Genomic DNA, 19,706 nt, shown 5'->3' with positions numbered 1-19,706 from the left:
GTCGCCCACGGTACTTAATGCTGCGCCATCACCACGGCGAGACCAGCGGCCACCCGGCTCGATTTTGGGCGATAGGCTGCCGCAGTGAACGATCTCGCCTTCGCCGGCGCAGCGGCACAAGCGCGCATGCTGGCCGACGGTGAACTGACCGCACCGGAGTTGCTCGAGGTCTACCTGGACAGGATTGCCCAGCTCGACAGCCAGCTGCGGTGCTACCGCGTGGTGCTCGCCGACAAAGCCCGCTACGAGGCCGCCGCGGCGCAGGAACGGCTGGATGCGGGCGAACGGCTGCCGCTGCTCGGAGTGCCGATCGCGATCAAAGACGACGTCGATGTCGCGGGGGAGGTGACGACCTTCGGCAGCGGCGGGTACCGCCCCGCGGTGAGCTCCGACGCCGAGGTGGTGCGCCGGCTGCGCGCCGCGGGCGCCGTCATCGTGGGCAAAACCAATGTGCCCGAGCTGATGATGCTGCCGTATACCGAGTCGCTGACCTTCGGAGCCACCCGCAACCCGTGGGATCCTCGATGCACGCCGGGCGGCAGCAGCGGTGGCAGCGCCGCCGCGGTCGCGGCCGGGCTGGCCCCGCTGGCGTTGGGATCCGACGGGGGCGGCTCGATCCGCATCCCGGCGACCTGGTGCGGCGTGTACGGCCTGAAGCCGCAACGCGATCGGGTGTCGCTGGAACCGCATGACGATGCCTGGTACGGGTTGAGCGTCAACGGCCCGATCGCCCGCACGGTGATAGATGCGGCTTTGTTTTTGGATGCGACCTCGACGGTGCCTGGCCCCGAGGGGGAGTTCGTGACCGCGGCCACGCGAAGCCCCGGTCGGCTACGAATTGCGTTGAGCACCAAAGTCCCAACCCCACTGCCGGTTCGGGTCGGCAAGCGAGAGTTGGCCGCCGTCGACCAAGCCGGCGCGTTGCTGCGCGATCTCGGGCATGACGTCATCACGGCCGACCCGGAGTATCCGGCCGCGCCGATACTCACGAACTACCTGCCCCGCTACCTGCGCGGCATCTGCGACGACGCGGACGCCCTGGCTCATCCGGAACGTCTGGAACCACGCACCCGCAACATGGCGCGCTTGGGGTCTTTTTTCTCGGACCGTCGGATGGAGTCCATCCGGGCGGCCGAGGGGAACGTCATCGCGCGGATCCAGGCGATCTTCGACGATGTCGACGTCGTCGTCACGCCCGGAACAGCAACGGGCCCATCGCGTATCGGCGCCTATCAACGGCGCGGCGCCGTGTCGACGCTGCTGAGGGTGGGCCAATACGTTCCCTACCAACAGGTCTGGAATCTGACCGGACAGCCCGCCGCCGTCGTGCCCTGGGACTTCGACCGCAACGGTATGCCGATGTCGGTTCAGCTCGTCGGCCGGCCGTTTGACGAGGCGACGCTGTTGTCGTTGTCGGCGCAGATCGAAGCCGCCCGTCCGTGGGCCCTTCGCCGGCCGCCGGTGTCCTGAGCGGGCCTAAGCGTTCGCCACCACCGCCCACGCTGCGAGCTTGGCCCCCGGCCGCATCGCGTGGGCCGGGCTGCTCGACGGCAGTCGGTGGTACTGGATCTCGTCGGGTGGTACCGCCCGCCTGCGGTAGAGCTCGGCGGCCTTGACGCCGTTGAAGTACACCGTCTTGATGGCGGGGTGATCGGCGAAGAACTCGCCAAAATCGTTGACCACCAGGCTCGTCGGGTCGATGGCCGAGTCGGCGCTGCCGCGGCGGCGGCACGCGTGAAGCACATCCCAGAGCGCAATGCCGCGGGATTGCACTTCCGCCAGACGCCTGTCGTAGGGTGCGGTGGCCTCGAAGCCGAACAGCTCACCGGTGATCGACCAGAACGCGTTGCGCGGATTGGCGTAGTACTGGCCGGCCACCAGCGATTGCGCACTGGGGAACGAACCCAGGATCAGCGCCCTAGCGCGCTCGTCGACGACCGGTGGGAATCCCCGCAGCAACGGTGTGTTCATCACCCCACATCATGACCCGCCGGCGTTGTACGTTGGCGACGTGCGCGACGGGGACGACCACAGCATCGACGACCTGCTCGAAGGGCTCGAGGGAACCGCGCGCACGGAACGGGCCGAACTGGTGCAGTGGCTGTTCGAACAGGGCGTCACCGCCCAGGAGATCCGGGCGACCAATCCGCCTCTGCTGCTGGCCACCCGCCACCTCATCGGTGACGACGGCACGTACGTGTCGACGCGGGAGATCAGCGAGACCCACGGCATCGACCTGGGACTGCTGCAGCGCGTGCAGCGCGCCATTGGCCTGGTCCGCGTCGACGACCCCGACGCCGTCGTTCACATGCGCGCCGACGGTGAAGCCGCCGCCTTCGCCCAGCGGTTCGTCGAGGTGGGCCTGGACCCTGAGCACGTGGTTCTCGTGATCCGGGTGCTCGCCGAAGGCCTGTCGCGGACCGCGGAGGTCATGCGGTACTCGGCGCTTTCGGCGATCATGCGCCCAGGCGCTACCGAGCTCGAAATCGCCCAAGCCTCAAAGGCTTTAGTCACCGAAATCGCGCCCATGCTCGGCCCGATGATCCAGCACATGTTGTTCATGCAGCTGCGCCACATGATGGAGACCGAAGCGGTCAATGCCGCCGAGCGCGCCGCCGGCAAGCCGCTCCCGGGCGCGCGCCAGATCAGCGTCGCCTTCGCCGACCTGGTCGGCTTCACCCGCATCGGTGAGGCGGTCACGCCCGAAGAGCTGGGGCATTTGGCCAACCGGCTGGCCATCCTCGCCCGCGACATGACCGTCCCCCCGGTGCGTTTCATCAAGACCATCGGCGACGCGGTGATGTTCGTCTGCCCCGAGCCGCAGCCGTTGCTCGACGTCGTCGTGAAACTGGTCGAAGCGGTCGATTCCGACAACGACTTCCCCCGGCTGCGGGCGGGGGTCGCCTCCGGCATGGCGGTCAGTCGCGCCGGCGATTGGTTCGGCAGTCCGGTCAACGTGGCGAGCCGTGTCACCAGCGTGGCGCGCCCGGGCACGGTCCTGGCGGCGGATTCGGTGTGGGACGTCATCGGGGAGCGCGGCGAGTTTTCCGGATCGTTCGCCGGCGCCCGCCGCCTCAAGGGCATCAAGGGCGAGGTCAAACTGTTTCGGATCCGGCGCGGCGACGGGGAGGAGTGACGGCCGCCGGCAGCGCTGGTATCGATATGGGCAGGCCCGGTGCGACTCCTGGGGGCGTCTGACTCCGTCTTACGCGTGTCCTACGCGGCCGGATTCCTACCCCGTGTTCCGGCACTTCGAATTGGTCGCTTCCCGGGCCTGCTTCGCTACCCAAAATACGCCGTCGAACAGCCCGGATCAACGGTTTTTCGGGTCCGGGAACGAGTTCGGCACCCGGCGGTCTTTCGCCCCCGGCGAACGGTGTTCCGTTACATCTGCAACGGTGTAATCATGTAATCATGAAAGCCCATCACACACACGGGCGGCGATACGGCCGCCCCGGAGGCTGGCAGCAAGCCCAGCAACCCGACCCCGGCGACGCCGCAGAATGGTTCGCCGGTCGTCTCCCGGAAAAGTGGTTCGACGGCGACCCCACGGTGATCGTCGACCGCGAAGAAATCACCGTCATCGGAAGGCTCGCGGACGCGGCGAGCTCCGAAAGCGGGGAGACCGAAGCCCGCGCGGCCGGACGGGCGTCACGATTCCGCGAGGAAACGCGATCCGAGCGAATGCATATCGCCGACGAAGCCCAGGATCGGTACGGACGCAAGGTTTCCTGGGGGGTCGAGGTCGGCTCGGCATCGGGCACCGAACGAATCCTGTTCACCCACATCGCCGTACCTGTCATGACCCGCCTGAAGCAGCCGGAACGCCAGGTGCTCGACACGTTGGTCGACGCCGGCGTCGCCCGGTCCCGCGCCGACGCCCTGGCGTGGTCGGTGCGGCTGGTCGGTGAACATGCCGAGGAGTGGCTGGCGAAATTGCGCGACGCGATGACGGCGGTCGACGACCTGCGTGCGCAGGGCCCCGATCTGCAGTCTTAGCAAAGCCGTAGCGCCTTAACGGCATTGGCGCGTCACCGTCGCGCTACTCGTTGTCGATCCTGGCGACAATCTTGTCCGCGATCTGACCGCCTTGATCGCTGATGTGGTACCCGCAGGCGTTGATATCGACGATCACGTTGTTGGCCAGGCTCAGTGCGCGCTGGCACTCCCAGCCGTCAGCGCCTTCCTGGGTGTCCATCAGCGTGATCTTCGGCGGGGCCCCTTGAACCTGAGCGAACGTCCACCGGTAGGTCTTGCTCTTGTTCGTGACGGTGACCGTCTTGCCGGCGCAGCCCTTCCACTTCTCCGCCGAGTTCTCCAGGAAGCTCCTGGCCTTAGCGACGGACGGAAACAGCACGACCGCTTGGTTGACCCAGTGGTCGTAGTTGTCACCCGGCTCCGAGGACACCAGTCCGCTCACCGAGGTGTAACCGGTGCCCGCATACACCGGGTCTTGCGTCGTGTAGAGCGCGCCCTGGCAATCCGGCGTCGACACCGTCACCGACGAATTGTCCGTTGACGTAATGGGTTTGCCCGGCTGAATGGTCGACGAGCCCATCACGGTGTTGATATCGGACGGAGCGAGCAGAAGGCCGCTGAGACGGTCGGCCTCCAGCGGGGCGGAGGGCGGCGGTTCCGGATTGGGCCGCACGACGAGCCAGATGCCCAACCCGCTCCCGATGAGAACGAACACCAGCGCGACGGCCGCGATGACGGGCCAAAGCTTGCGGCGCGGCCTGGGCGGGGGCTGGCTCCAGGGCCCCGAGTGGACGAACTGCGGGGGCGGAGCTCCCCAAATCGCGTTGCCGCCTTGGTAATACGGCGCCCCGACCGGCGGCGGCGGCGGGGCGTTGAATGCGGGCTGATACGGCGGAGGGGGCGGCACGGGGGGCGCCGGTGCGGTGCTCCGCCGGGCGTCGGCGTTGCCGGCCGCGGGCAGTGCGGCCTCCTGGCTGCGGCGCAAGATGGTGGCGGCGCGGTCTCGGTCGGGGTGGCTCAGAGCTTGCTTGGCGGCCAGTGCGAGGTCACCCGCGCTTGCGTAGCGGTCCTCGGGCTTTTTGGCCATGCCGCGGCCGATCACCGCATCGAAGGCTTTGGGGATATCCGGGCGCTGCTGACTGGGCGCGGGTATGGGGTCCATCATGTGCGCGGAGATCAGCACGCCGGCGCTGTCTGCCCGATAGGGCGGGGACCCCGTCAGGCACTCGAACAACACACACGCCAACGCGTAGATATCCGCGCGGTAGGTGACCTCGGCATCGGAAAACCGTTCGGGCGCCATGTATTTCCAGGTGCCGACCGCGGTGCCGAGTTGGGTGAGTTTTTCGTCGGTGGTGGCGCTGGCGATGCCAAAGTCGACGAGGTAGGCGAAGTCGTCGCTGGTGACCAGGATGTTTTGCGGTTTGACGTCGCGGTGCATGACCCCGGCGGCGTGCGCGGCGTCGAGCGCGGACGCGACCTGTGTGATGACCGCGACGGCGCGTGGTGGGCTCAGCGGGCCGAAACGTTTGAGCACGCTGTCCAGGTCGATGCCCTCGACCAAACGCATCTCCAAGAAGATCTGGCCGTCGATTTCGCCGTAGTCGTGTATGGGCACCACGTGGGGTTCCTGCAAACGTCCGGCGGTGCGGGCTTCACGTTTCATCCGCTCGCGAAACACGGGGTCTCTGCTGAAACTTTCGGAGAGCAGTTTGACCGCTACGGTCCACTCTTTGACGGTGTGCTCGGCCTCGTAGACCTCACCCATCCCACCGCGGCCCAGCAGCCGTTTCAGGTGGTAGGGCCCGAACATCGACCCCGCCCGTGAGGCCTGCTCGTCGCTCATTTTTCATCCTTCCAACCCGACCCCCGGCCCGCCGGTCCTACGGCAACGTTGCGGGCACACGCACGGTCGCGACCCGTGACCGAGCAATCATGACGGTAAGCGCCCACCGGCCCGGCCGCACGATAACCGCGACAATCGCCGGTCGTGTCGGCGCGTGTGGTTGCTAGGCCCCGTTCGGGTTGTCAGCAGCCAGTTGGAAGGTGAATTCGTGGTCGCAGATGCGTATCCGGTCACCATCCTGCAGGCCGGCGGCGGCGGCGATCCGTTGGTTCTGCACGTGCACACCGTTTGAGGACCGCAGGTCGTTGATCATGTAGCTGCTTCCCGTGTCGACGATGACGGCATGGTGCCGGCTGACTTTGGGGGAGTCGAGGACGATGTCGTTATCGCTAAGGCGCCCAATCGTCGTCGACGCGTGCAACGGATACCTGCGCCCGGACGCGTCGTGCAGATGCGCGACGGCGTTGCGGTCTGACGCCGCGGTGTACTGCTCGAGCACGGTGATCGTGACCGCCGCCGTCGTCATGGCGTTCTTCTTGGCGTCCAGCGGTTCCTGGCGCAGGATCCGGTCGTTGAGGGCGCGCAGGTTTTGGCCCGGGTCGATCCCGAGGTCATCGGCGAGCGATTTCTGCACCCGGCGGTAGGCCGCCAGCGCGTCGGACTGGCGGTCGGTGAGGTAATAGGCCGTCATCAACTGGGCCCACAGTTGCTCGCGGTACGGATGTTCCTGGGTGAGCGTCTCGAGCTCGGTGATGACGGTAAAGGCCCGCCCACAGGCGATCTCGGCCTCGGCCTTCGCCGTGTGAGCGAAAATCTTCTCCTCGACGAGGGAGGTGGTGAACGCGCCGACGAACCGAAAGTCCGCCAGGTCCTCGAGCACCGGGCCGCGCCATTGGGCCAGCGCGGCCGAGAGGTGCTGACTGGCCTGTTCGAACCGGCCCGCGGCCGCCGCGTGCAGCCCGGCGGCGTTTTCGGCGTTGAACCGGCCGAGATCGCAAGCGTCCTTGGGGACATTGAGCCGATAACCCGGCGGGGCCGCGAACAACACCGCGCGCGGGTCGACTCCGGCGCCGCTCAGCAGCTTGCGCAGATTGGACACGTAGGAGTGGATGCTGGCCCGCGCCCCCGACGGCGGCGACTCGTCCCACAGGGCGGTGATCAGCCGGTCGACGCCGACCGGGTTGTTGCGGTTCATCAGCAGCACGGCCAGCACCGCCCGCTGCTTGGGCGTGCCCAACGGCACCAGGGCGCCGTCAACGCTCATCTCCAACGGCCCGAGTAGCCCGAAGTCGAGACGTTTGTCCGCCATCGCGCCTACCAGCCTTTCCCGTCCGCGGCGTCGGGTGCCCACGAGGTCACGAGTGTGATTGTGCCGTCAAGCGCGCGGATTCGTCGGGAATCCCAGCGTGGCCTGTGCCGGACGTTTTCGCGTGTCAGGCCCGCGTCATCGCGTAGTAGGCGCCGCGCCGGGCCAGCAGTTCGGCGTGGTTGCCTTGCTCGACGATCCGGCCGCCCTCGACTACGAGGATCCGGTCGGCGTCGCGGATCGTCGAAAGGCGATGCGCGATAATGAAACTCGTACGATCCCGGCGCAGTTCGCACATAGCGCGCTGGATGAGCGCCTCGGTGCGGGTATCCACCGAGCTGGTCGCCTCGTCCAAGATCAGCAGCTGCGGGCGGGCGAGGAATGCGCGCGCGATGGTGATCAGTTGTTTTTCGCCGGCGCTGATGTTGGCGCCGTCGCCGCTGACCCGGGTTTGGTAGCCGGCGGGCAGCGATCGCACGAACCGGTCGGCGTATGCCGCCTTGGCGGCGGCTATCACCTCGTCGTCACCGGCCTCGGGGCGCCCGTAGGCGATGTTCTCGGCGATCGTCCCGTCGAAGAGCCAGGTGTCCTGCAACACCATGCCGATCCGCGACCGCAGCGAATGCCGGTCCATAGTGGTGATGTCCACCCCGTCGAGGAGGATCTGACCGGCGTCGACGTCATAGAACCGCATCAACAGGTTCACCAGCGTCGTCTTGCCCGCCCCGGTCGGTCCGACGATCGCCACCGTGCTCCCCGGTTCGGCCACCAGCGACAGGTCTTCGATCACCGGGATGCCCGGTCGATAGGCGAACCCGACATGCGCGAATTCGACCCGCCCGCTGGATCTCGGGGCGGCGCCGGAGGCGGGCTCGGGATCGGGCGATTCTTCGGGTTCGTCGAGCAGGGCGAAGACCCGTTCGGCACTGGCCACCCCGGATTGCAGGGTGTTGTACATCCCGGCCAGTTGGCTCAGGGGCGAATTGAACTGCCGCACATACTGAATGAACGCCTGGATGTTGCCCAGGGTGATGCGCCCGGTGGCCACCTGCAGCCCACCTACCACGGCGACGGCGACATAGCCGAGGTTGCCGATGAACGTCGTCGCGGGCGCCACCAGGCCGGAGAAGAACTGGGCGCCGAAACTGGACCGGTAGACGTCGTCGTTGAGGGCGCGAAACTGTTCGCGGGCGGCGGCCTGGTGGCCGAACGTCTTGACCACGGTGAATCCGCTGTAGGTCTCCTCGATGTGGGCGTTGAGGCGCCCGATGCTCGTCCATTGGGCGAGGAAAAGGCGCTGGGAACGGCGTGCGATCGCCCGCGTCGCCAGCAGCGACAGCGGCACCGTGAAGACGGTGATCCCGACCAGCAGCGGCGAAATGGACAGCATCATCGCCAGCACCGCCGCCACGGTGAGAACCGATGTCAGCAGCTGGCTGATCGTCATCGACAGTGACGATTGGACGTTGTCGATGTCGTTGGTGACCCGGCTGAGCAGCTCGCCGCGCTGGCATCCGTCGAAATACGACAACGGCAACCGGTGGACCTTGTCCTCCACATCGGAACGCAGCGCTACCATGGTGCGCTGCACTGTAACGTTGAGCAGCCGGGCTTGGGCCCAAACCAGCACCGAGGCAACGAGATAGAGGGACAGCGCCAGCATCAGCGTTCGTGCGACCGCGCCCAGGTCCACACCGTGACCGGGCACCACGTTCATCCCGGACAGCAAGTCGGCGAAGGTGCCCTCACCCCGGGCGCGCGCGGCGGAAACGGCCTGTGCCTTGCTGATGCCGGCGGGCAGCCGGCGGCCGATGACGCCGTTGAACAGCAAATCGGTGGCATGGCCGAGGATTCGCGGAACGATCACTCCGATCACCGTGCCAGCGACGCCTAGCGTGATCACCGCGATGCTCAGCCCGCGTTGCGGCGCAAGCTGTTTCACCAGCCGGGCGGCCGACCCCCAGAAATCGCGGGACCGCCCGGCCGGCGCCGGGGCGATGCCGCGGGTCGCGGTGCCGGCCGACGGGGTCATGGCGCGCCCCCGAGCCGGCCCGACGGCATGGCGCCCACGGCTTGTGAATCGGCGAATTCCGCGTAGGTCGCGCTGTCGGCCAGCAGCGACTCGTGCGTGCCGGCGCCGACCAGTCTTCCGCCGTCGATGACGATCACCTGGTCGGCCTGGGCGGCGGTCGAAACCCGTTGAGTGACAACGATGACGGTGGCGTGCCCGGATATATGTTCCAGGGCCGCGCGCACCCGAGCGTCGGTGTGCACATCGAGGGCGCCGAAGGAGTCGTCGAACAGATAGATGGCCGGGCGCCGGATGACGGCCCGCGCGATGGCGAGTCGTTGTCGTTGCCCACCCGAGAAGTTGCTGCCACCCTGGGCCACCCGGGTGCGAAGCCCGTCCTCGTGGGCCGCCACGAAATCGTCGGCGGCGGCCACCCGCAACGCTTCCCACATGTCCTCGTCGGCGATGTCCTGCCCCGGGGCGGCGCCGTAACGCAGGTTGTCGGCGATCGTTCCGGAAAAGAGGTAGCCGCGCTGGGGGACCAGACCGATCGCCGACCACAGCCGCTCGGTGTGGTAGTCGCGGACGTCGACGCCGTCGACCAAAACAGCTCCGCCGGTCACGTCGTAGAGCCGGCAGATCAGGGAGACCAGCGTCGACTTTCCCGAACCCGTGCTGCCGACGATCGCGGTGGTGGTTCCGGGTCGGGCGCTGAACGAAATATCTTGCAGCACTGGACGGTCAGCGCCGGGATAGGTGAACGTCGCGCCGTCCAGGGAGACGACGCCGGTGATGCCGCCCGGCGGAGAGGTCGGACTCGACGGGTTGGTGACGGCGGGGCGGGTGGCAAGCACCTCGGTGATCCGTTCGGCGCATACCGTCGCTCGCGGCAACACCACCAGCGTCATCGTCGCCATCAACACGGCCATCAGGATCTGGGTGAAGTACGCCAGGAAGGCGGTCAGGGAGCCGACCTGCATTTGGCCGCGATCGATGCGCAGCCCGCCGAACCAGATCAGCGCCACGCTGGACACGTTGATGGTCAGCGTGGTCACCGGAAGCATCAACGCCTGCCAGTTGCCGGCCCTCAGTGCGGTGTTTGACAGCGCGGCGTTGACTCGCGCGAAGCGGTCACGCTCGAAACCCTCCCGGGCGAACGCCCGGACCACCCGGACGCCGGCCAGCTGGTCCCGCATCACCCGGTTGATGCCGTCGATGAGTCCCTGCATTCTGCGGAACAGGGGCAGCATGTGCGACATCACCCAGAAATTGGCCACCGCCATGATCGGCACGCTGACCAGCAACAGCCACGTCAGCGCCGCCTCCTGGTGGAGGGCCATGACGATTCCGCCGAGGCACATGATCGGGGCCGTCACCAGCACCGTGGCCGTGATCTGGACCAGGTACTGGATTTGCCGCACGTCGTTGGTGCTGCGCGTCAGCAAGGTCGGTGCACCGAATCGGGCGCTCTCGCGCTCGGAAAAGGTGACGACGTGTTCGAACATCGCCGCGCGCAGGTCGCGGCCGAATCCCATCCCGGTCCGGGAGCCGAAATAGACCGCGCCGACCGCGCACAACGCCTGCAAGCCGGTGGCCCCGAGCATCACCATGCCGAGCCTGCCGATCGTCGCGGTGTCGCCCTTGGCGACGCCCTCGTCGATGATGGCCGCGTTGACGGTCGGCAGGTACAGCGACGCGAGGTTGCTGATCAGCTGCAGCACCATCAGCGCTGCGACCAGCCGGCGGTACGGCTGGATGTACTGGCGCAGCAGTGCCAGGAGCATGGGGTAACTGTCGCACACCGTCGACGCCGAGGGTCGACGCACGCGCGGCACGCGTTGACGGCACGGAAATACCTGCTCAGGCGCGTCGGTGGTTGACCCGCTGGGCTGCCGCTACAGTGCATCGTGTGGACCAGCAGCGGGCGGAACGGAAGCAGGGCAGCGGTGCGGCGTAGCGCGAGGGCGCTGGCTCTTGTGGCGTCAGCATTGACGATCCTGATTCCCGCGGTGGCCGCCTGCTCCGATTCCGGCGGCAACAAACCCGGGGCGACAGCATCCTCGACGCCGCAGAAGGGGCAGGGGAACCACGGGCCGATGTTCCCGCAGTGCGGCGGCATCAGCGACCAGACGGTCGCCGAGCTGACCCGGGTGTCCGGACTGATCAACACCGCCCGCAACTCCGTCGGCTGTCAGTGGCTCGCCGGTGGCGGCATCCTTGGCCCGCACTTCTCCTTCTCCTGGTATCGCGGTAGCCCGATCGGACGCGAACGCAAGACCGAGGAGCTCTCACGTGCCAGCGTCGACGACATCAACATCAACGGCCACGGCGGTTTCATCGCTGTCGGGAACGAGCCGAACCTGGGTGACTCGCTGTGCGAAGTAGGCATCCAGTTCCAGGACGACTTCATCGAGTGGTCGATCAGTTTCAGTCAGAAGCCGTTCCCGCCGCCGTGCGATATCGCGAAAGAGCTGGCTCGTCAATCGATTGCGAACTCCAAGTGACGGCCCCGAGCAGGACGACCGCTCGTGCCGCCGCGGCGGTTTTGATCGCTGCGCTGCTGGTGCTGACGGGGTGCTCGCGGTCGATCGGGGGCAACGCGGTCAAGGCGGGCGGCAACGTGCCTCGCAACAACAACTCCCAGCAGCAGTACCCCAACCTGCTCAAGGAATGTGAGGTGTTGACCAGCGACATTCTGGCCAAGACCGTGGGCGCCGACCCACTGGACATTCAGAGCACGTTCGTCGGCGCGATCTGCCGGTGGCAGGCGGCCAACCCGGCGGGCCTGATCGACATCACGCGGTTCTGGTTCGAGCAGGGCAGCCTGAGCAACGAGCGCAAGGTCGCGGAATTCTTGAAGTACAAGATCGAGTCGCGGCCCATCGCCGGCATCGACTCGATTGTGATGCGTCCCGACGACGCCAATGGCGCGTGCGGCGTGGCCAGCGACGCGGCCGGGGTGGTCGGTTGGTGGATCAACCCGCAGGCGCCGGGCATCGATGCGTGCGGGCAGGCCATCAAGCTGATGGAGTTGACGCTGGCCACCAACTCCTAGCGGGTGCGCCGTGCCGTCGAACGTCGACGTCTTGTCGTCGATTTCGTCTTGAGCTCAACAAGTCGACGTTCGACGCAGTGCGGTTAGCGCGGGACGACGAAGTCGACCAGCGATGCACCCCCGAGTTCCAGCTCTTCCCATGCACACGGCACCGACAGGACCGCGATCGCGGACGTCGGGAACTTGGCTGAAATGCGTTCGGCCGCAGCGACATCGGTGCCCGTGGCGCGGCCCAGCCCCAGCGCCAGAGCCGACATCGTCGGCTCGTGTCCGATGACGAGCAGCGTGGCGATGCCGTCGTCGACCGTGTTGATCTCGTCGATCAGCGTGCCCGGGGTGCTGGCATAGAGGCGCTCGCTGTATCGCACCGGCGCGTCGATGCGGGTGTTCCGCAGCGTCTCGCGGGTCCGCGTCGCCGTGGAGCACAGCACCGCGTCAATGGCGGGCGCGCTGGCGCGCAGCCAGTCGCCGGCGAGCCAGGCCTGCCTGATGCCGCGGGGCGCCAGGGGCCGATCGTGGTCGGCGACCCCGTCCGGGTAGTCGGACTTCGCGTGCCGCATCAGCAGCAAGGTGCGCTCGGCAGTCACGAAGAATCAGATTAATCAGTGCGCCAAGCCGGCCGGGCATGCCCTCGGCACAAGATTTTGCGCGGGGCCGAGACCTGCCGATCGAGGTCCCGCGTCTTGTCGGTGCGCAGACCTAAACTCGCGATGCCCCGGTAAACACGCAGTTCGAAAGGGGGTCGCCCGCATGCGATTCCTGCACACCGCCGACTGGCAACTGGGCATGACCCGGCACTTCCTCGCCGGCGATGCCCAGCCACGCTATTCGGCGGCCCGCCGCGACGCGGTTGCCGGTCTGGGTGCGCTCGCCGCGGAGGTGGGTGCCGAGTTCGTCGTGGTGTCGGGTGACGTCTTCGAGCACAACCAGCTTCCGCCGAAGGTGATCGGACAGTCCTTGGAAGCCATGCGCGGCATCGGAATTCCGGTGTATCTGCTTCCGGGCAATCACGACCCCCTGGACGCGTCATCGGTGTACACGAGCGCGATGTTCACCGCCGAGCGTCCCGACAACGTGGTGGTTCTCGACCGTGCCGGGGTTCATCAGGTTCGTCCCGGGCTGGAAATCGTCGCCGCGCCGTGGCGGTCGAAGGTGCCGACCACCGACCTGGTCGCCGAGGTCCTCGATGACCTTCCGGCGGCGGCGGGCACCCGGATCCTCGTCGCGCACGGCGGGGTCGACGTCCTGGACCCCGATCGCGACAAGCCCTCGCTGATCCGGCTCGCCAAGCTTGACGACGCGCTGTCCCGCGGCGCGGTGCACTATGTGGCGCTGGGGGACAAGCATTCTCTGACCCAGGTCGGCGGCACCGGCCGGGTGTGGTACTCCGGGTCGCCGGAAGTCACCAACTTCGATGATGTGGAATCCGACCCGGGTCACGTCCTGGTCGTGGACATCGACGAAGCCGACCCGGGGCGCGCGGTCTCGGTAACCGCGCGGCACGTCGGACGCTGGCGTTTCGTGACGATGCACCGGCAGGTCGACACCCGCCGCGACATCGCCGATCTCGACGTGAACCTGGACCTGATGACCGACAAGGAACGCACCGTGGTGCGCCTGGCGCTGACGGGCTCGCTGACGGTCACCGACCGCGCCGCGCTGGACGCATGCCTGGACAAATACGCGCGGTTGTTCGCCTGGCTAGGTCTGTGGGAGCGGCACACCGACCTCGCGGTGATCCCGGCTGACGGTGAGTTCAGCGATCTCGGCATCGGGGGATTCGCCGCCGCGGCGGTCGAGGAGCTGGTGGCGACGGCGCGCGAGCAGGATTCCGCCACCGCCGTCGACGCTCAGGCAGCCCTGGCGCTGCTGCTGCGGCTCACCGATCGGGGCGCGGCGTGAAGCTGCATCGGTTGATCCTGACGAACTACCGCGGCATCTCGCACCGGGAGATCGAATTCCCCGACCACGGCGTCGTGGTCGTGTGCGGCGCCAACGAGATCGGCAAGTCATCGATGATCGAGGCCCTGGATCTACTCCTGGAATCCCGGGATCGGTCGACGAAGAAAGAGGTCAAGCAGGTCAAGCCCACCCACAGCGACGTGGGATCCGAGGTGTCCGCCGAAATCAGCTGCGGCCCTTATCGTTTCGTCTATCGAAAGCGGTTTCACAAGAAGTGCGAAACGGAGCTGACGGTCATCACGCCGTACCGCGAACAGCTGACCGGCGACGAAGCCCACGAACGGGTCCGGGCGATGCTGGCCGAGACGGTGGACAGCGACCTGTGGCACGCCCAGCGGGTGCTGCAGTCGGCGTCGACCGCCGCGGTGGATTTGTCCGGGTGCGACGCGCTGTCGCGTGCGCTCGATGTCGCCGCCGGCGACAGCGGCGGGCTCTGCGGCACTGAGCCGTTGCTGATCGAGCGAATCGACGCCGAATACGGGCGGTATTTCACCCCGACCGGGCGTCCGACGGGACAGTGGGCTGCCGCGATCGCCCGGCTGGCCGATGCGGAGGCCGCCCTTGCCGAGTGTGCGGCCGCCGTCGCCGAGGTCGACGAGCGGGTCTCTCGCCACGCTGTTTTGACCGAGCAGGTGGCCGACTTCTCCCAACGACGCATCGCCGCCGGCCCGCGCGTTGCGGCCGCGCAGGAAGCCGCCGAGCGGATCGCCGAGCTCACCGCCCAGCATCGTGAAGCCCAATTGGTGGCCGCGGCCGCGGAGGCCACCAGCGCCGCGGCGGCCGCCGCCCACACCGGGCGCGCGCAGCTGCTCGCCGAAATCGACACCCGCGCCGGCGCCGTCGCCGAAACGGAAGCCCAGGCGCATCAGGCCGCGGCCGCGCACTCGGCGGCGCGTGCCGAGGCCGAGGCATGCGACGCCACGCTCCAGCAGGCCACCCAGGTCTTGGCCGACTTGCAGCGCCGGGTCGACGCCGCGCGGCAGGCCGTTGACCGGCTCGCAGACCGCGAGGAGGCCGACCGTCTGAGCACCCGACTGGCCAAGGCCGATGCCATCGAGCGGGATCGTGAGCGAATCTGCGCCGAGCTCAGCACGATCGTGCTCACCGAGGAATCGCTGCGCCGAATCGAGGACGCCTGCGCCGCGGTCGATCGCATCGGAGACCAGTTGGCGTCGACGTCGGCCGCGATCGAATTCACCGCCGCCGCGGACATTCATTTGGTGGTCGGCGGCGAACGAATCTCGTTGTCCGCGGGGCAAAGCTGGTCGATCACCGCCGTCGGGTCCACCTCGGTCGAGGTTCCCGATGTCCTGACCGCCCGGGTCACCCCGGGCGCGGCCACGCTGGATATTCATGCGAAACATGATGCGGCACAACAAGAAATGTCCGCAGCGTTGGAGGCAGGCGAGGTGGCCGATCTCGCCGCCGCGCGGTCGGCCGACCAGCGGCGCCGGGAGCTGCAGAGTACTCGCGATCAGCTCAACGCCACCCTGGCCGGATTGCGCGGTGACGAGCAGATCGACGAGATGCGCTCGCGCCTGGCGCAGCTACGCGCCGAACACCCGGCCGACCCGCGGCTGGGTGGCACGGACATCGTCGCTGCCCGCGCTGAACTCGAGGCGGCCCAGCAGGGTCACGCGGCCGCGTCGACCGACTGCGAGGCTCGCCGTCAGGCCGCCACCACCGCCGCCACCGCGCTGGCCGAATTATCCACCCGGGCAACCATTCTGCAGAACACAGTGGGCGTTCAGCGCGCGGAGCTGCAGGCGGCCGCGGGCCGGCTGGCCGCCGAGCGCGCCTCGGCCAGCGACGAAGAACTGGCGTCGTCGGCCGACTCGGCGGCGCGCGCCGAAAAGGCCGCGGAACAACGGGTCAGCGAGCTCGCCGGCGCCCTGGACGCCGCGTCCCCCGATGCGGTCGCCGCCGAATTAGCCGAGGCCACAAAGGAAGCCGAGTCGCTGCAGGAGCGCTACGAAGACGCCGCCCGCGCGTTGCGCGAAATCACCATCGAACTCTCGGTGTTCGGCAGTGAGGGGCGACAGGGCAAACTGGACGCCGCGCAGACGGAGCGCGAGCACGCCGCCACGGAGCACAGTCAGATCGGCGGGCGGGCCCGGGCCGCGCAACTGCTGCGCTCGGTCATGACCCGCCACCGGGACACCACCCGGAGACGCTACGTCGAGCCCTACCGGGCCGAGCTGCAGCGGCTCGGACGTCCCGTGTTCGGTCCGAGTTTCGAGGTCGACATCGACAGCGACTTGTGCATCCGCAGCCGCACGCTCAACGGCATCACGGTGCCCTACGAATCCTTGTCCGGCGGCGCCAAGGAGCAACTCGGCATCCTGGCCCGGCTGGCCGGCGCCGCCCTGGTCGCCAAGGAGGACGCCGTCCCGGTGGTCGTCGACGATGCACTGGGTTTCACCGACCCCGACCGCCTGGCCAAGATGGGGCAGTTGTTCGACAGCGTCGGCACGCACGGGCAGGTCATCGTGCTCACCTGCAGCCCCGACCGCTACGACGGTGTCCGGGGCGCGCATCGCATCGATCTCAGCGCCTAGCGCGCGCGCTGACCTCGGCCGATACGGTCGGTGCGACGATCCAGCGTCGCCGTGGCGCCGTGCCTGCAGAATGGGACCATGGCGGTCCGACACGAATGACGATGAACGCGAAGCGGAGCCGGGTACAGCAAAAGCTGGCGGAACTGCCCGGCGTGCGCGCCGTGCGCCGGCCGATCTCCCCGCACAGCGCCGAAGAGTTCGATCTGTACTACGTGCGCACGGGCTGCAAGTCCCCTCACCCGCTCGTCATCATTCCCGGCGGCCCCGGGGTTGCGTCGGTGCAGATGTACAAGGGGCTGCGGCGACGCGCCGCGGCGGCCGGTCTCGACGTCATCATGATCGAACACCGCGGGGTAGGGATGTCGCGCCACGACGATTCGGGTGCCGATCTTCCCCCACAGGCGATGACCGTCAACCAGGTTGTCGACGACGTCGCGGCGGTGCTCGACGATGCCCACGCGAACTCGGCCATCATCTATGGCGCGTCCTACGGCACCTATATCTCGGCCGGGGTCGGAGTGCGCCATCCCGACCGCGTCCACGCGATGGTGCTCGATTCGCCGCTGCTGTCGCGGCACGACATTGTCATTGTGCGGCGGGCGATCCGCCGGTTGTTGCTCAGGGGGGATAGCCCCGAGACCGTCGGATTGGCGCCGAAAATGCGCAAACTCGTCGATGCCGGCGTCATGACCCCGGCCGCGACTCAGGTCGTCGCGACCATTTACGGCTACGGTGGCGCCGGGTTGCTCGAGCGTCAACTCGATCTGTTATTGGAGCGCCGGAAGCTGTTGTGGTGGACGCTATCCCGGTTCACGACGCTGAGCAATCTGCCGTACCGCTATGAGGAAGATCTGGTGAGCCGCATCGCGTTCCGCGAGCTGGACTATGCGGCCGAACCCGACGGCCTGCCCCTGGATCCCGCCGTGGCCGAAAGCGAAGCACGCACCCAGCGAGTGAGCTTCGAGGACGAGCCCTACGACCTGCCCGCCGAAATGCCGAGTTTCAGATGGCCCACCGCGGTGATTTCCGGGGGTCGGGACCTCATCACCCCGCCGGCGGTGGCCGATCGCGTCGCGTCGTTGCTGCCCAATGCGGTGCTGTTGAGCCTGCCGAGTATGGCGCACAGCGCGCTGGATTTTCGCGAGCCCGTCGCGCTCGCCGCGGCCGACGCGGTTCGGCGCGGCGACCTGAAGGGGCTTGCCGCCCGGGCATCGGCGCTGGACGCGCTTCCGCCGCGGCCCGAGGTGCGTCTGCTGTGGAAGTTGATCGAAACGGCGGCCGCCGCCGAAGGCGCACTGCCGATCCCGACGCGGCTGCTGCGCCGGCTCAGCCTCGCGTGAATCCGATGGCGGTGTAGTCCAGGTCGCCAAGGCCCGCCGCGCCGAAGTTGGCCAGCGTGCTGCGCACCGCGATATCGCCGGGCGACTGGGTGAGCGGGAGGCTGAACCCCTCCGCCCAGATGAGTTTGTCGAGGTCGTTGGCCAGTGCCCGCGCCTTGTCGGGGTCGAGTTCTTCCAGGGTCCGTTCGATGGCGAAGTCGATCTGCGGGCTGCCGATCTTGCCGAAGTTGCTTTCCCCATCGGACTTGTAGATCTGGGTCAATGACGAGAGCGGGAAAGCGTCTCCGAGCCAACCGAACTGGGCGAGATCGAAGGCGCCGACATTGATGTAGTTGGTGAAGAAGCCGCTGCCCGCGCGGGCGACAAGTTCGAGCTTGACGCCGATTTGAGCGAGGCTGTGCTGGGCGATCTGCGCGAACTGCCTGTTGCCCTGGGCATCGTAGAACAGGTCACGAATGACGAGCTGGCGCCCGTCCTTCTCCCGGAACCGGCCGACCTGCTTCCAGCCCAAGGCGTCGAGCTCGCGCTTGGCCGCCGCCGGGTCATAGGGAGCGACGGTGCTGTTGTCCTGATAGCCCTTTTGGCCCGCGACGTAGATGTGGTTGCCCAGTGCCACCGGGTCGCTGGTGAGGCCGTATTGGACCACCTCGGCGATGGTCTGCCGGTCGATTCCCTTGGACACCGCGACCCGCAACGCCTGGTCGGCCAGGATTGATCCCGGGGCGCCGTTGAATGTGATGTGAGACCAGGCCGGGCCGGGGGCGCGCCGGATGGTGATTCCCTTGGTGCGCTGCGCGATGGTCAATTGATCGATCGTGCTGAGCCCGGTGGCGTCGATCGTGTTGTTCTGCAGCGCCGGCAGCCGGGCGGCATCGTCGAGCACCAGGTAGGTGATGTTGTCCAGGCGAGGCCGCGGGCCCCACCATTTAGGGTTGCGGCTCAACACAATCCGCTGGGTCGTCCGATCCAACGATGTTGCGACGAACGGACCGGCCGACGGGCCGGGCCCGTCGAGCTGGCCCTTGTTGAACGCCTCCGGGGTAGCCGTCATGCTTTTGGGCAGCAGCATTCCGTTGCCGGCGAACATCCCTCGCCACTCGGCGTATGGCTTGGCGAACGTCATGACGGCCTGCCGGTCGTCGACTCCGCGCGTCACCGAGGCGACGCGGTCAGCACCGCTGGGCCCGGCGATCTCGAAGTTCTTGTCGGCACCGCTCAGGGCGTGAACCTGGCTGGCGATGTCCTCCCAGGTGATCGGCGTGCCGTCCGACCACACCGCCTTGGGGTTGATCGTATAGGTCACCACTTGCGGTGCGGTTCCGGTTAATTCGATGCTGGTGAAGTAGTCGGTGTCGACCGCCGTCGAACCGTCCGGCCCGATGACGAAGGCACGCGGCAAGGTGGCCTTCGTCATCGCGGCGACCTCGGCGGAATTGCCGTCGATATGCAAGATGTTGAAGTTCGGCGGGAAGGCGGTGAGCGCGAGCCGCAGGTCGCCGCCGTCTTGCAGGGTGGCCGGATCGTGCGGGTTGATGTCGCTGGTCGTCCCGATCCGCGCGTTTTGCCCCGCTTCCGGAATCACGTTGATCGCCGGTGAACAGCCCGGCAGCGCCAGTGCCATGGTGAAAAGCACTGCCACGAGACGGATAC

Annotated in this window: 15 protein-coding genes; 8 read left to right on the top strand and 7 right to left on the bottom strand. The window is 67.6% G+C overall.

The annotated features are described in order from the left end of the window. The first annotated feature begins 84 nt into the window (after nt 1-84). Nucleotides 85-1,470 (top strand): amidase, encoded by a 1,386-nt coding sequence (locus ACZ50Z_RS13555; protein WP_464484015.1) that lies wholly within the window; start codon nt 85-87, stop codon nt 1,468-1,470. A 6-nt stretch (nt 1,471-1,476) separates the two neighbouring features. Here ACZ50Z_RS13555 and ACZ50Z_RS13550 read toward each other — a convergent pair whose 3' ends face one another. Then, nucleotides 1,477-1,971 (bottom strand): DNA-deoxyinosine glycosylase, encoded by a 495-nt coding sequence (locus ACZ50Z_RS13550; RefSeq protein WP_464484014.1) that lies wholly within the window; start codon nt 1,969-1,971, stop codon nt 1,477-1,479. A 40-nt stretch (nt 1,972-2,011) separates the two neighbouring features. Here ACZ50Z_RS13550 and ACZ50Z_RS13545 point away from each other — a divergent pair, with 40 nt between their 5' ends. Next, nucleotides 2,012-3,136, top strand: coding sequence for an adenylate cyclase regulatory domain-containing protein (locus ACZ50Z_RS13545; RefSeq protein ID WP_464484013.1), 1,125 nt, complete (start codon nt 2,012-2,014; stop codon nt 3,134-3,136). Nucleotides 3,137-3,414: 278 nt separating this feature from the next. Next, a complete protein-coding gene (locus tag ACZ50Z_RS13540; protein ID WP_464484012.1) occupies nt 3,415-3,999 on the top strand; it encodes a hypothetical protein in 585 nt (194 codons plus the stop codon). 43 nt (nt 4,000-4,042) lie between these two features. Here ACZ50Z_RS13540 and ACZ50Z_RS13535 read toward each other — a convergent pair whose 3' ends face one another. The 4 genes from ACZ50Z_RS13535 to ACZ50Z_RS13520 form a co-directional block, all read right to left on the bottom strand. Beyond that, nucleotides 4,043-5,824, bottom strand: a complete 1,782-nt coding sequence (locus ACZ50Z_RS13535) for a serine/threonine-protein kinase PknH/PknJ (RefSeq protein ID WP_464484011.1) — start codon at nt 5,822-5,824, stop codon at nt 4,043-4,045. A 163-nt stretch (nt 5,825-5,987) separates the two neighbouring features. Next, nucleotides 5,988-7,133 (bottom strand): BTAD domain-containing putative transcriptional regulator, encoded by a 1,146-nt coding sequence (locus ACZ50Z_RS13530; protein WP_464484010.1) that lies wholly within the window; start codon nt 7,131-7,133, stop codon nt 5,988-5,990. 124 nt (nt 7,134-7,257) lie between these two features. After that, nucleotides 7,258-9,162, bottom strand: a complete 1,905-nt coding sequence (locus tag ACZ50Z_RS13525) for an ABC transporter ATP-binding protein (RefSeq protein WP_464484009.1) — start codon at nt 9,160-9,162, stop codon at nt 7,258-7,260. Continuing rightward, complete coding sequence (locus ACZ50Z_RS13520; protein WP_464484008.1) at nt 9,159-10,925, bottom strand: ABC transporter ATP-binding protein; 1,767 nt, start codon at nt 10,923-10,925, stop codon at nt 9,159-9,161. Before ACZ50Z_RS13520 ends, ACZ50Z_RS13525 begins: the two co-directional genes overlap by 4 nt. Before the next feature lie 162 nt (nt 10,926-11,087). Between ACZ50Z_RS13520 and ACZ50Z_RS13515 the strand changes: the two genes are divergently transcribed. Further along, on the top strand, nt 11,088-11,645 hold the full coding sequence (locus ACZ50Z_RS13515; protein WP_464484007.1) for a DUF3558 domain-containing protein: 558 nt from the start codon (nt 11,088-11,090) through the stop codon (nt 11,643-11,645). After that, nucleotides 11,642-12,196 carry a DUF3558 domain-containing protein gene (locus tag ACZ50Z_RS13510; RefSeq protein WP_464484006.1) on the top strand — a complete coding sequence of 185 codons (555 nt, stop codon included), beginning with the start codon at nt 11,642-11,644 and terminating at the stop codon, nt 12,194-12,196. Before ACZ50Z_RS13515 ends, ACZ50Z_RS13510 begins: the two co-directional genes overlap by 4 nt. Before the next feature lie 83 nt (nt 12,197-12,279). Here the strand turns inward: ACZ50Z_RS13510 and ACZ50Z_RS13505 are convergent, their stop codons facing one another. Further along, nucleotides 12,280-12,783: a SixA phosphatase family protein gene (locus tag ACZ50Z_RS13505; protein WP_464484005.1), complete on the bottom strand. Its 504-nt coding sequence runs from the start codon at nt 12,781-12,783 to the stop codon at nt 12,280-12,282. 163 nt (nt 12,784-12,946) lie between these two features. Between ACZ50Z_RS13505 and ACZ50Z_RS13500 the strand changes: the two genes are divergently transcribed. The 3 genes from ACZ50Z_RS13500 to ACZ50Z_RS13490 all read left to right on the top strand — a co-directional run bounded on the left by ACZ50Z_RS13500 (nt 12,947) and on the right by ACZ50Z_RS13490 (nt 18,056). Further along, nucleotides 12,947-14,098 carry a metallophosphoesterase family protein gene (locus ACZ50Z_RS13500; RefSeq protein WP_464484004.1) on the top strand — a complete coding sequence of 384 codons (1,152 nt, stop codon included), beginning with the start codon at nt 12,947-12,949 and terminating at the stop codon, nt 14,096-14,098. Beyond that, complete coding sequence (locus tag ACZ50Z_RS13495) at nt 14,095-16,716, top strand: AAA family ATPase (RefSeq protein WP_464484003.1); 2,622 nt, start codon at nt 14,095-14,097, stop codon at nt 16,714-16,716. The genes ACZ50Z_RS13500 and ACZ50Z_RS13495 overlap by 4 nt, the downstream gene beginning before the upstream one ends. Nucleotides 16,717-16,811: 95 nt before the next feature. Beyond that, a complete protein-coding gene (locus ACZ50Z_RS13490; RefSeq protein ID WP_464484002.1) occupies nt 16,812-18,056 on the top strand; it encodes an alpha/beta hydrolase in 1,245 nt (414 codons plus the stop codon). Here ACZ50Z_RS13490 and ACZ50Z_RS13485 read toward each other — a convergent pair. Then, nucleotides 18,043-19,677 (bottom strand): ABC transporter family substrate-binding protein, encoded by a 1,635-nt coding sequence (locus ACZ50Z_RS13485; protein ID WP_464486224.1) that lies wholly within the window; start codon nt 19,675-19,677, stop codon nt 18,043-18,045. The two genes, ACZ50Z_RS13490 and ACZ50Z_RS13485, sit on opposite strands and share 14 nt — an antisense overlap. Between the last annotated feature and the right edge of the window lie 29 nt (nt 19,678-19,706).

It is taken from the genome of Mycobacterium sp. NTMscope_MAC_269 (assembly GCF_976985695.1).
Note: the sequence above shows the minus strand (reverse complement) of the source record. Positions and strands in the feature narration are given on the sequence as shown.

Coding starts and splice junctions, on each gene's coding strand:
- ACZ50Z_RS13525 (WP_464484009.1), bottom strand. CDS start 9,162: ATGACCCCGTCGGCCGGCACCGCGACCCGCGGCATCGCCCCGGCGCCG.
- ACZ50Z_RS13535 (WP_464484011.1), bottom strand. CDS start 5,824: ATGAGCGACGAGCAGGCCTCACGGGCGGGGTCGATGTTCGGGCCCTAC.
- ACZ50Z_RS13520 (WP_464484008.1), bottom strand. CDS start 10,925: ATGCTCCTGGCACTGCTGCGCCAGTACATCCAGCCGTACCGCCGGCTG.
- ACZ50Z_RS13500 (WP_464484004.1), top strand. CDS start 12,947: ATGCGATTCCTGCACACCGCCGACTGGCAACTGGGCATGACCCGGCAC.
- ACZ50Z_RS13530 (WP_464484010.1), bottom strand. CDS start 7,133: ATGGCGGACAAACGTCTCGACTTCGGGCTACTCGGGCCGTTGGAGATG.
- ACZ50Z_RS13540 (WP_464484012.1), top strand. CDS start 3,415: ATGAAAGCCCATCACACACACGGGCGGCGATACGGCCGCCCCGGAGGC.
- ACZ50Z_RS13485 (WP_464486224.1), bottom strand. CDS start 19,677: ATGGCACTGGCGCTGCCGGGCTGTTCACCGGCGATCAACGTGATTCCG.
- ACZ50Z_RS13550 (WP_464484014.1), bottom strand. CDS start 1,971: ATGAACACACCGTTGCTGCGGGGATTCCCACCGGTCGTCGACGAGCGC.
- ACZ50Z_RS13490 (WP_464484002.1), top strand. CDS start 16,812: ATGACGATGAACGCGAAGCGGAGCCGGGTACAGCAAAAGCTGGCGGAA.